The sequence below is a fragment of the Acetobacter sicerae genome (genome assembly GCF_011516765.1).
Taxonomy (GTDB): domain Bacteria; phylum Pseudomonadota; class Alphaproteobacteria; order Acetobacterales; family Acetobacteraceae; genus Acetobacter; species Acetobacter sicerae.
In genome coordinates this window covers 26,513-39,012 of record NZ_JAAABN010000007.1, presented here as the reverse complement: position 1 = coordinate 39,012, position 12,500 = coordinate 26,513, and the positions used below count along the sequence as shown (strand labels likewise).

Below are 12,500 nucleotides of genomic sequence, written 5' to 3'. Positions count from 1 at the left end.
GTCACTGTGTTTTTGGCGTCTGAGCTGCTGCACCCGCAGCAGGAGGCGACTGTTCGCCGTCTGCCGACTGAGCAGATGCGTCGTCTGGCAATTTCACTTCATGATCCCGGTGCAACACGAGAACCACGCGCCGGTTTACAGCCGCGGCCGGGTCATCCGGATCAGCCAGATCGTGAGCAGCGCGCCCCACGACTTCAGCGAGCCGCTGTTCGGGGAAACCTGCCGCCGACAGAACTTCCCGGGCGGAATCTGCCCGTGCCGCAGACAACGTCCAGTTTGAAGCGCCCTTTTTCTTGTACAGAGCACCGTCCGTGTAACCGTAGACGGACAAGTTCTGCGGCATGGCCGTCAGATACGGTGCGATCAGTTGCAGCAGGTGCGTCGCCCGCTCGTTCAGACGTGCCGATCCGGTGTCGAACATGGGGTTATGATTGCTCTCCGCGAGCTGGATACGCAGCCCGACCGGAAGCACATCGACCGAAATCTGCGACTTTAACTGGGCCGCAGCCGGATCCTGTGCCAGCGCCTGCTCAATCTGCTTCCTGTCCTGCTGAAGATCAGACTCTTCCTTCTCGGCGGCGGCGTTTCCGCCGTCACCAAGAGACGTGGTCGCACCGTTCTTTTCACCACCTACCGGCACGATACGGGGAAGAGCCGGCGTGATCGACACGACCTTACCAATACTGCGATCAGGGAAGGCCGGATTGGGCACCGCGAAAACACCGCGTGTGCGAACATCATTTCCCGCGCCGGAGGTTTCCTTACCGACTATGACGGAAACGCCGGACCCCACTCCACCCACTTCAGCTTCTTTACTTTTTTTGGCGTCACTGACCATGCCGGGCGGAAGAATGGCGTTTTTCTCGACGTGAGAAATCTGCACTTTCTGGGACATCTCCATCTGCTGGGCCGCCTGCTCTCCGGACATATCCGCCCCGGTCGCATGCCCTGCATCACTTGCATCTCCCTGCACGACAGAGGAGGATTTCCCCGGACCGCTTGGGGTCTGTGCAGCCGCGTCACCCGTTGTCGCCATGGGATTGAAGAAATTGGCGATGCCGCGACGGCGCTGTTCCGTGGTGGCGTTGATCAGCCACATCACAAGAAAGAACGCCATCATGGCGGTCACGAAATCTGCATAGGCGATCTTCCAGGCACCACCGTGATGCCCTGCACCGCCTCCACCACCGCGTTTGACGACGATGATTCGCGCTTTGTTGTCCCCGTTCTTACGTGGCATCTGCCTCTCCAACCGTCCGGCCATGCTGGCGGAAGGGGCTTAAAACACGCTTAACAAAAGAGTGAGGTCGTCGTCTTGCCGGTCTGGCTAGTGCGATGCAGCCGGGAGTTTCCGTAACCACGCCGCAGGAACAGCCGGGATGGGGCAAGCGATCCGGTAAAGATTGTATCGCTCCGCTTCGCGCCCTCCGCGAGACCGCACGATCATGCCTGCCGGTTTTCCAAGGGAAGCCCAGGGGCTGCCCTGTGGAAAGGACCTTCGTCCATTCCGTATCAATAACCCCCAGCCCGTCCTGCAGGACCATGTCGGCAGATCAAACAGCATCCAGCGCGGCTCGGCGCCCAGCACAATGCGGTCAGGCAGATGGAAAGCCAGTTCAGAAGCAAGAGCGTATTCATCAGAGGCAATGAAAGCCGCCCCCTCAGACTGTTGCGCAACATTTTCGGCGAAAATCGGCCAGCCGCCACCCTGTCGCAAAGCAACGTCAAAATGCCTGTTCAGCGGCAGAAATCCGGTTGTGGTCTGACACAGCAGGAGACCCCAGAGGACGTAACCGAGACCGGCAGCGACTTTCCAACGCCGGTCCGCCTGCAGGACGATCAGACACATCAGAGCCGGATAAATCAGAACGGGCCAGTTCGCCTGCACCCGGTCACCCAAAGCATGCTGAACGAAAACCACCGCTGGCACACAGATCAGGCACAGCAGCAGACGATCCACATCTGTGCGCCGACGAAATGCAGCAATCACTGCCACCACGGAGAGCAGGAAGATGCCCGGCGTCAGCAATCCAATCTGGCCACCGAGCAGTTCCCCAAGATATCCGGGGGCACGAGAGGGTTGCCAGTCGCCCGTGCGACCACCCTGCCGAATAAAACTGGCCCAGCCATGGGTGGCGTTCCACCAGACGACTGGGAATGTCAGAGACAGGCCGATTGCCGCACCCAGCCAGGGCCAGGGAGTGAGAAGCTGTTTCAGTCGCTGTGAGGACAGCAGACACCACAAACCCAGACCAGCAACTGGCAGAACCATGGTGTATTTACTGTCGAACCCGAGCCCGGCACTGACGCCAAGCAGCAGCCACCAGCGTAGATCGCCGGTCCGCACCAGCCGTCCTGCAGCCCAGAGAAGCAGGGCCATGAAAAAGAGCAGAGGCGTGTCCGGCGTCATGACCGTCGCGCCCACCGCCAGCGCCAACGTGGCGTTGAGCAGCACACCGACGACCCACGGATTCACCACCCGTGCAAACGGTCCGTCACGCAACAGGACGGCCTGAAAATCCCGACAGGCCAGAACAGTCAGAAGGGTCCCGAAGGCGGCAGCGAAAGGCGCTGTCAGCCTGACGCCAAGCCCGGTATCGCCGAAGAGCGCCGCTCCGATCCATATCCACCACGCCACCATCGGAGGATGATCAAGGTAGCTGGCCTGAAGGTTGCGCGACCACGTCCAGTAATAGGCTTCGTCCGGGGTGACTGGCAGACAGGCGGCCAGAATCAGACGCAGGACCGTGAGCACACCCAGACTGACGAACGGGTACGCCAGAACAGAGGCCGGAAGACGGGAAAACGCCTTCCGCACAGAATGCAGACTCACCGCAACATTCTGGGCGGAAGCCTCACTTCCTGCGCCAGATCAGCGTCGAGGACACCGCATAATTCCAGACGACACCGATCACTGCACCTGTGGCGCTTGCACGGTCGAAAGTCTGGCCGCCCTCGCGGAAAAGTTGGGCGATACCGATGTTGGCCCATGCGCCCGCCGAGCACACGACAAGGAACACGAACAGACCACCGTACAGACGGGCACCTTTCAGCCTGCGATCACGATAGGTCAGCGTATTGTCGAGCCAGAAATTGACCAGCATGGCGACGAAGGTGCCGCCTGTCTGGGCGATCGGAAAATCCACGCCGGACAGACGCAGCACATTCATGATGGCGATATTCACAACAATGCCGATCATGCCGACGAACGCAAAGACCAGAAAACGAATCGGCAGCCAGCCGCGAAACAGCTTGTCGAGCATCAGTCCGAGGAACTGGAGCATGACAAGCACGTCGAGCTTGCTCTCTCCGGCAAGGCGCGGCTTGAACGTGCAGGGAATCTCCTCCACGCGGACCTTTACCGGCGCGGAGAGAATCAGATCCATCAGGATCTTGAACCCCGCCCCTGACAAACGGGGAGCGGTGCGCACGAACAGATCCCGTCTCAGGGCGAAAAATCCGCTCATCGGATCGCCCACCCTGACTGGCAATATCATCTGCGCCAGCGTGATCCCGCCATTCGACAGGGCATGCCGCCACGCATTGGCCAGACCGCTGTTGTCACCGCCTTCAACGTGACGGCTTCCGATGGCAATATCGCACCGCCCACTCGCAAGCGCATCAAGCATCACGCCCAGACGGGTTTCGTCGTGCTGGAGGTCGCCATCCATCACTGCGATATACGTCGCGGAGGAAGATAGTGCGCCCTCGATCACGGCCGTGGACAGCCCACGCCGTCCAATGCGGGAAATGCCCCGCACACGCCAGTTGGTGCGGGCCAGTTCCCTGACAGCCTCAATCGTACCATCGGGCGAGTTGTCGTCGACAAAAACGACTTCCCAGTCCCGCCCGGCGAGAGCCTGTGTCAGCGCGTCGACAAGAGGTCCGACATTCGACACTTCACAATAACAGGGCACCACCACCGTGATGTCAGGACTTCCGGCGCGCATGTCTTCAACGGGAGAAGGAGGCATTTGTGAAAACTGTTCCTGCATGATCATAGAGTGGTCACGGCAACTCTCCATCCCTCATCCCATCCGGCGATGGAAAACGGGAGAGAGTCGTACGAATTGTCTGCAGAGTCTGCACGCGCACCACATGGGGAGCCTCTGTCAGGCGGCGGGTCATTTCATTCTCCTGCGTCGTGTTCCGGGCGACCAGCCGAACAAGAAAGTCGGTGCTGCCACGCATCATGTGGCACTCCAGCGCTTCCGGCCACGACGAGACCATCGCCTCGAACTGTGACAGAACTGTTTCCTTCTGACTGTCGAGACCGATCAGGGCGAAAAGCATGATGGGCCAGCCAAGCGCATTGGCGTCCACTTCAGCGTGATAGCCCTTGATGACGCCGCTTTCTTCAAGTCGACGCACACGACGGAGACAGGGAGGCGCGGAAATGCCCACCCGACGGGCCAGTTCCACATTCGTCATGCGTCCGTCCGCCTGCAGTTCGGCAATGATCAGCCGATCCACCGCATCCAGTTCCGCTTCCGTCACCAGCCTCTCCATCCGCGACCTCGCGTGCATATAGGACGAACCCCGCCTTCTGTCCAAACCCGTTTTGATCTGCCTTCGCTGCATCAAAACCTGCCGCCAAAGCTTGCCCCGAGCGAAAAACAGGACCATATCGCTCCACAATCAGCTCCATGAATGGAGACACAGGGCACCTTCCTCCAGACCGTGCCAGATGACAGGACGAGAGTGAAAGGCGTCGCACCGCATGACAATAAACACCGATCTCCTGATCATTGGCGCCGGACCGGCCGGTTACACCGCGGCCATCTACGCGGCGCGTGCGAATCTCAAACCCGTTCTCGTCGCGGGCATGCAGCCCGGTGGCCAGTTGATGATCACCACGGATGTGGAGAACTATCCCGGGTTCGCGACCGCCATTCAGGGGCCGTGGCTGATGGAGCAGATGGCGGCGCAGACTGAGCATGTCGGCACGCAGATCGTTCATGACCTTGTCACCAAAGTGGATTTCAGAAGCGGCTCGCCTTTCCGCATCACGCTGGACGGCGGCGATGTATATCTCGCCCGCAGCGTGATCATCGCGACAGGCGCGCAGGCGAAGTGGCTTGGCATACCTTCTGAAAAAGCGCTTCAGGGTGCGGGCGTCTCCGCCTGCGCCACCTGTGACGGTTTCTTCTTCCGCGGCAAGAAGGTCGCAGTTGTCGGCGGCGGCAATACGGCGGTCGAGGAAGCGCTCTATCTCACGCATCATGCGTCGCACGTCACGCTGATCCATCGGCGCGATTCGCTTCGGGCGGAAAAAATTCTTCAGGACCGGCTGAAAGCCAATCCGAAAATCTCCGTCGTATGGAATTCTGTTGTGGCCGACATTCTCGGCACGGGCACTCCGCCGACCGTCACCGGCGTGAAACTGCTCAACACGCTGAATGAAACCCTCAGCACGCTGGACGTCGAGGGGGTGTTCATCGCCATAGGTCATGCTCCGAACACAGGACTTTTCCATGACCAGCTGATGCTGGACGCGGAAGGCTACATCATGACTGAAGCAGGAACGACGCGCACATCGGTGCCCGGTGTTTTCGCGGCGGGTGATGTGCAGGACAAGATCTATCGTCAGGCCGTCACTGCGGCCGGAACGGGCTGTATGGCGGCGCTTGATGCGGAACGGCATCTGGGCGGGCTCGTTTCGGAATCATGACAGAATACTTGACCGTCTGAAGTATTTCCTTCACCAAAAACCATGTAGGTACATCGGGTCAGGATGTACCTCAAACCAGACAAGGGAGATCGGGGTGGACTGGGACAAACTCAGGATATTCCACGCTGTTGCGGAAGCCGGGTCGTTTACCCATGCGGGTGACGTGCTCAACCTCAGCCAGTCTGCTGTTTCGCGTCAGATTTCAGCCCTGGAGGATGTTCTCCAGGTTCCTCTTTTTCATCGTCACGCCCGTGGCCTTATCCTGACCGAACAGGGCGAGACGCTGAACCAGACAGTCAGGGAAGTCTTCTCCAAACTGGAAATGACGCAGACCCTGCTGACGGAAAGCAAGGAAAAGGCCGCCGGACGCCTGCGAGTCACGACGACCACAGGATTTGGCAGCTGCTGGCTGATGCCACGACTTCACCGCTTCATGGCGCAGAATTCGGACATTTCCATCACGCTGATCCTTGAGGACAATGACCTCGATCTGGGCATGCGTGAAGCCGATGTCGCCGTGCGCATGCACGCGCCGCGCCAGCCTGACCTTATCCAGCGACATCTTGCGGACTTCCCGCTCGCTGTGTTTGCTTCCCCGCGTTATATCGAGCAGTTCGGCCAGCCTTCCTCAGTCGAGGATCTCGCCAACCACAATCTCGTAGCATTCGGTGGCTACCATCCTCCGGTTCCGCATGTGAACTGGCTGCTGGAAGCCGGAATGCCCGAAGGCGCACGGCGGGCGGCACGGCTGGAAGTCAACAGCATGGTCGCCATGGCGGACGCCATTTCCGCCGGTCTCGGCATCGGCTCGGTTCCAGGCTACGCCGTCGCGGAATATCCTGACCTGATCAAGGTGCTTCCGAACGTCGAGCCCCCCAAGGTAGAGGCGTTCTTTGTCTACCCGGAAGAGCTGCGCAGTTCGAAGCGTGTTGCTGTATTCCGGGACTTCCTGACCAGCGAACTGGGTCTGCGCTCCTGAGAGCTGCTTTCAGTTTCGTATGTTTTTCAGGCGGGCGCTGTCATGGCGCCCGCCTGTTTTCTGTCCGGATTACTGCTTTCCAAACACCATAACGCCACAGGCGAACAGGCCCACCGGCGCAAGACAGATAGCGATAGTTTCCCCAGCTGGCGCGTAATGCGGAAAACCATACGAGACGACAGCGCACACGCCCCAAGAGACAAGACAGACGATCAGCATGGTCATGGAACAGACACTTTCATGAATGGTGCGCCGAAATACCGGCCATTATCTCGTCACCAGACGATTGATGAAGTCGTGTAATCCACCATCAATGGCCCTCTTGAAGGCCGCAAGTGTCTCATCTCCGACATAATGCTCGATCCCTTCGGCATCGACCAGCACACTTTCCTCGCTCACACCGAGGGCGCGCAGAAACGCCTCGACAATCCTGTGCCGGGCCCTCGCCTCTTCCGCCACTTTCTGTCCGGCCTCAGTAAGAAACACGCCACGATAGGGTTTCTGGACGACAAAACCGTCCGCCACCAGCCGCGCCAGCATTTTGGCGACGGTGGGCTGCGACACACCCAGACGCGCCGCAATATCGACCTGTCTGGCCTCCTGCGATTCCTCCAGAAGGTCAGAAATCAGCTCCACGTAATCTTCCACCAGAACCTTGCGCCGGGCCTCTCGGTTCGCCCGGAAGCTCTCTGACTGCGCGGTCGGATCCGGCAGGGACTGAGACGATTTCACTGTTCGTGGCGACTTCAAGATCACGACTTTCCCGGATGATTATTCGGTCACGAATAGATCATTCCCCAGGTTCGATCCAGTTTTCATTAAACCGCAATATAGCATATTGCATATATATTAGCAGTTTGTTTTAATAATAGAAGATACAGTATATCTGCTGCCAATCTCAGCCTCGCGCCTTATCCGGTAAAGCGTTCAATCCCCACCCCAGTTCAGACTTCCTCCCCCCTTAATTATAGCAATAGCTATATTATATTGCAGAGACCCCATCCATGTTGCACCGCAAGACGGTTCTGAAATCCGCCCTGATAGGCATCATCGTTTCGGTGTCGCCACGCAGCGCCTTCGCGGACGTTCCGGACCTTTCTCCTGCATCGGATCATAAAAAGACGGCGACTCACCCTCTTTCAACGGCACAAAAATCCGCCACCGAAAAACCCGTTTCTCCTTCAGAGCAGATCCACGTCATGGGTCATATGGATCAGGCGCGAGGACGTATTTTCCCGGCGCTGGGAGCGGTATCCTACGGCATCGACGAGAAGCAGATTCAGGCGACGCCACAGGGACAGAACGCGACCTTCAGCCAGATCATGCTGCGCCTGCCGGGTGTCGTGCAGGACAGTTATGGTGAGGTGCATGTCCGTGGTGAGCACGGCGGCCTGACCTACCGCGTGAACGGCGTGCTGTTACCCGAAGGCCTCAACGGCTTTGGTCAGGAACTCGACACCCGTATCATCCAGTCCATGAATCTTCTGACCGGCACCCTGCCCGCCCAGTTCGGCTTCCGCACCGCGGGCATTGTCGACGTCAACACGAAAAGCGGTTCACAGCTCAAACATAATCAGCTTTCGCTCTATGGTGGCAGCTATCAAACCTTCGCACCTTCTCTCCAGCTTGGCGGCCACAAGGGAAACTTCGAGTATTTCACAACTGTTTCCTACAACCGTAACGCCATCGGCATCGAAAATCCGACCAACTCTTTCCGCCCAGTGCATGATCTGACCGAGCAGGAAAAAGCGTTCGGTTATTTTTCATGGCATCCCGATGATGCAAACCGCCTATCGCTTCTGACCAGCGCTTCTTACAGCGACTTCGAAATTCCCAACACACCGGGACTACCGCAGCTTTACGCGATTGAAGACGCCGATCTCCAGAAGTCTGCCGTGCAGTCCCGTTTTCTCAGGGACAGTCAGACGGAACAGAATTATTACGCCGTCGTTTCCTGGCAGCACACGCAGGATGGACTGAATTTTCAGGCCTCGCCCTTTTTCCGCTACGGACGCATTGATTATACGCCCGATCCGATCAGAGATCTGGCGTTTCAGGGTGTCTCCGAACACGAGGTGAATGACTTCACGACAGGAGGCATGCAGTTCGATCTGTCATGGAGTATTGCGAGACATCATACGCTGCGTGCTGGTGTTCTCGGGCAATATACCTCCGAACGGCTTGATACGAACTCATTGGTTTTTCTGACCGGGAGCGAGGGGCAACAGTTATCGGCAACGCCACAGCGGATAATCGACAATAGCGGCAACTGGTCTGTCGAAGCCGGCGCCTATCTTCAGGATGAATACAAGATCACCCACTCTCTGACATTCAATTATGGTATCCGTTATGATCGGTTTGCGTCCTCCTTCGACAATGAGGGACAACTGAGTCCACGGGCCAATCTCGTCTGGAAGCCATTCAGGAACACGACTTTTCACATTGGCTACTCACGCTATTTCGCGCGCCCTCCCCGCAATACATCTATCCCTCGACACTCGCCCGTTTCGCCGGAACGACCAATGCTCCAGCATCGCCCGTTGGAGACGCCACGAAGGTTGAAAAATCACACTACGTCGACATTGGTATTCTTCAACGCATTACACCGGAGTTTCAGATCACTGTGGATGCGTTCTCCAAATGGGCGCATGACATGACCGATCTTGGTCAGTTCGGCCGCGCCGTCATTCTGGCGCCTTTCAGCTATCGCCGCGGCCATATTTATGGAACAGAGCTCGGCCTGTCCTGGCGCAAGGGACACTGGTCCGCGTTCGGCAATTTCTCATTCGTGAAAACTGGCGCACATGACATCAACTCGGCGCAGTATCAGTTTTCTGAGGAAGAGCTGGACTATATCCGGCACCAAGACATCCAGCTGGATCATCAAGGCAAATATACTGCCAGCAGCGGTGTATCATGGAGCAACACGCATCATCTGGCCTATGTCGATTTCATCTACGGAAACGGCTTGCGCAGCGGCTTCGCCAATATTGACAAGGAACCGCAATACGCCGTCTTCAACATCGGCTATCAATACACGATCGCCCCTGTTCCTCTCGGCCATGCAGTCAGGCTGCGTGCCGATGTGGTCAATCTTTTTGACAGAAAATACCAGCTACGGGACGGCAGCGGTGTCGGCGTATATCAGGCCCAGTATGGGCAGAGACGAGGTGTCTATTTCGCCGCCGTTGCAGATTTTTAGGATGCTTTCGTTCCGGCTGGATGCTGTGCAAACCGCAAATACAGCGATAAACACAATGAACGATTTCAATCTCATCATCACGTATCTGAGCTTACTGAAAAAATATTTAATTTTAATTGCACCGAACGCAACAGGTCGTAAATTGCTCAAGATGTTTGAAAATGCGTTCAGACAGAAACAGACTATCGAACAGCCATATTCTGCAGTACCTGGAATCCCGTGACCGATCTGGTTTTCATACCGAGAACATCCTCGTGCGCCACGATATGCTCGGTGACTGCATGAATCCGGCATTCCGGTCATAAAGACACGGGACAACAGCCCCTGAACGGTCATGCCTCCATTTCCTGGATGGGTCTCATGAGGCTTCTCTCTCATTCTCCGGCTGGTTTATGCGCCTCTATCGTGAGACCAAACGCTTCACCATCTTCCATCGAATATCATCAACAGGACAGCAGCCCCGTCCTCTTTCCTCGAACCACTTTTTATCGGCTCAGACAGAAAAACATTTCCTTAACGCCCGAAGGAAACTTCCTTTCTCCGCAACGGCTTTATGTCTCTGTCCGTATCCGCTTACATAGTGTTCCCGTCCCAACCCGGCTCTTCCTGCGGGAGTGATCAGGGTTGACGCAGAAAGCCAATACGGGATATCGCCACCCCCTCCTTACACACGGCGGCCTTCAGACAGCCCTGGCAGAGAAAGTCCTGGCCCAGAAATTTGCGCGTTACAGATACTTAACCAGTATGCGTCATAAAGCCCGACCAGGCACCAAAAGGGATAGACATTGCTATGAAAGAGCAATCCGTTCGTATTCCTGACAGCGATCCGGTAGAACAAAATATCAGATTTCTCTGGTCGGCAATCGACGAAGTACTCATTGTCGCCATTACGGACGTCAATGGCGTCATCACCCACGTCAATGAGCGTTTTTGCGAAATCAGCGGGTATTCCCGGCATGAACTGCTCGGTCATACCCACAGAATCCTGAACTCCGGTTATCACAGTCAGGATTTTTTCCGGCATCTTTACGCAACCATCAAGACAGGGAAGATCTGGAGAGGCAAGATCTGCAACCGTGCGAAGGACGGGTCGCTTTACTGGGTCGCCACCACCATCATCCCCCGCAAGGATGAGCACGGAAAAATCCTATCCTATGTCGCCTACCGCTTCGACGTCACGCCTCTGATCGAAGCCCGCAACAGAATGAAGCATCTCGCGCGGCAGGATCCTCTGGTGAACGCACTGAATCGCATCGGCTTCTCCGAAGGACTGGCGACGACGCTTGAACAGACCATGGAGGCGGACGAAACCCGTCTGATGGTGCGGATTGATCTCGATGGCTTCAAGGAAGTCAACGATATCTACGGTCATGACGCCGGTGATATGGTGCTGATCGAAGTCGCCCTGCGGCTGAGGACTTTTGCCGGACCCGATGCAATCGTCGGTCGTCTGGGTGGAGATGAATTCGCCATCATCATGGATATGTCCGAGACAGAGACATGCGTGGAGCATCACCTCCAGCAACTGCTCAGCGACATTGAGGCGCCGGTTGTCATTGAGGGAACCTGTGTGTCCGTGTCCGCCAGCATCGGCTACACGTTCCTCGACAGTACCATGACATCAGGTCAGCAGTTCCTGAAAGATGCAGACATCGCCCTGCTTCAGGCGAAACAGCGCGGCGGCCAGAGTGTCGTCGCCTTTACGCAGGCCATGGGCGTCAAGGCCAAGAACCATCAGTTGCTGATGAGCCAGATTCACCTCGCCGCCGACCGCGGTGAACTGGAAATGTACTATCAGCCCATCATCAACCTGGCCCTTGGTCGCGTCACCGCCTGCGAAGCGCTTCTGCGCTGGCATCACCCCGAGCTTGGCCTTCTCACTCCCGTTTCCTTCCCTGAAGTCTTCGGGGATTTCCGGACCGGGCTCGCAATCGGCAAATTCGTCAGACAGTCCGTTATCCGGGATCTGTCCAGATGGATCGAGACAGGTGATTACACCGGCAATATCACGCTGAACGTCAGTATGGCGGATTTCGGCACGGACGGTCTGACACAGGAATTCTGCGATCTGACCGCGGCAGCCGGAGTGCCACGCGACAAGGTCCGGATTGAAATCACGGAAACCATTTTTCTCGGAGCGACACGATCGGACCGGGTACGACGTGAGATATTCAGACTCTCACGGCATGGTTTCAAGATTGCTTTCGATGATTTCGGCACCGGCTACGCAGCGATCAGCCATCTGCGTGAACTGCCGCTGACCCATATCAAGATCGATCGCAGCTTCATTAAGAACATCGATCAGAGCGTCCGTGATCTGAAGATTACATCCGGGCTGATCCGTCTGGCACGCAGCATCGACATGGCGATCATCGCCGAAGGTGTTGAAACCATCGAACAGCTGCGCATTCTGAATGATCTGGGCTGCACCGCCTGTCAGGGTTATCTGTTCGCCACGCCGGTTCCTGTAACGGCACTGCCTGACGCAGTGGAAAATGCGGGGGTCATTCTGGATGATTTCAGGCGATCATCCCGCAGCAATTTTCTATCCGGGTCTGTCTGACAGTCCCGCATCCTGCGACCAGTGACCTGTTCTGGTCGCAGACCTGCCCCCACGGCAAAAAGATATCCGGAGGGCAGTTTTCAGA

At 57.0% G+C, this 12,500-nt stretch carries 8 protein-coding genes and 1 pseudogene; 4 read left to right on the top strand and 5 right to left on the bottom strand.

Annotated features, from left to right (window positions below; genetic code table 11):
* Position 1 precedes the first annotated feature (1 nt).
* The 4 genes from GVI59_RS09375 to GVI59_RS09360 all read right to left on the bottom strand — a co-directional run bounded on the left by GVI59_RS09375 (position 2) and on the right by GVI59_RS09360 (position 4,509).
* Entirely contained in the window at positions 2-1,240 is a 1,239-nt protein-coding gene (locus GVI59_RS09375; protein WP_173574029.1) for a flagellar motor protein MotB, read from the bottom strand.
* A gap of 87 nt (positions 1,241-1,327) precedes the next feature.
* Positions 1,328-2,833: a glycosyltransferase family 39 protein gene (locus GVI59_RS09370; RefSeq protein WP_173574028.1), complete on the bottom strand. Its 1,506-nt coding sequence runs from the start codon at positions 2,831-2,833 to the stop codon at positions 1,328-1,330.
* Positions 2,834-2,855: 22 nt separating this feature from the next.
* Positions 2,856-3,974 (bottom strand): glycosyltransferase, encoded by a 1,119-nt coding sequence (locus GVI59_RS09365; RefSeq protein ID WP_173574027.1) that lies wholly within the window; start codon positions 3,972-3,974, stop codon positions 2,856-2,858.
* Between the two features lie 34 nt (positions 3,975-4,008).
* Entirely contained in the window at positions 4,009-4,509 is a 501-nt protein-coding gene (locus GVI59_RS09360; protein WP_173574165.1) for an Lrp/AsnC family transcriptional regulator, read from the bottom strand.
* Positions 4,510-4,720: 211 nt separating this feature from the next.
* Here GVI59_RS09360 and trxB point away from each other — a divergent pair, with 211 nt between their 5' ends.
* Both trxB and GVI59_RS09350 read left to right on the top strand, forming a co-directional pair.
* Positions 4,721-5,671 (top strand): thioredoxin-disulfide reductase, encoded by a 951-nt coding sequence (gene trxB, locus GVI59_RS09355; RefSeq protein ID WP_173574026.1) that lies wholly within the window; start codon positions 4,721-4,723, stop codon positions 5,669-5,671.
* A gap of 94 nt (positions 5,672-5,765) precedes the next feature.
* Positions 5,766-6,650: a LysR substrate-binding domain-containing protein gene (locus tag GVI59_RS09350; protein ID WP_173574025.1), complete on the top strand. Its 885-nt coding sequence runs from the start codon at positions 5,766-5,768 to the stop codon at positions 6,648-6,650.
* 267 nt (positions 6,651-6,917) lie between these two features.
* Here GVI59_RS09350 and mntR read toward each other — a convergent pair whose 3' ends face one another.
* Positions 6,918-7,400, bottom strand: coding sequence for a manganese-binding transcriptional regulator MntR (mntR, locus tag GVI59_RS09345; protein WP_173574024.1), 483 nt, complete (start codon positions 7,398-7,400; stop codon positions 6,918-6,920).
* A 434-nt stretch (positions 7,401-7,834) separates the two neighbouring features.
* Here mntR and GVI59_RS19375 point away from each other — a divergent pair.
* Positions 7,835-9,852 (top strand): annotated as a pseudogene (locus GVI59_RS19375) (TonB-dependent receptor); the annotation flags it as partial.
* A 790-nt stretch (positions 9,853-10,642) separates the two neighbouring features.
* Positions 10,643-12,415, top strand: a complete 1,773-nt coding sequence (locus tag GVI59_RS09335) for a putative bifunctional diguanylate cyclase/phosphodiesterase (protein ID WP_173574023.1) — start codon at positions 10,643-10,645, stop codon at positions 12,413-12,415.
* Positions 12,416-12,500 lie beyond the last annotated feature (85 nt).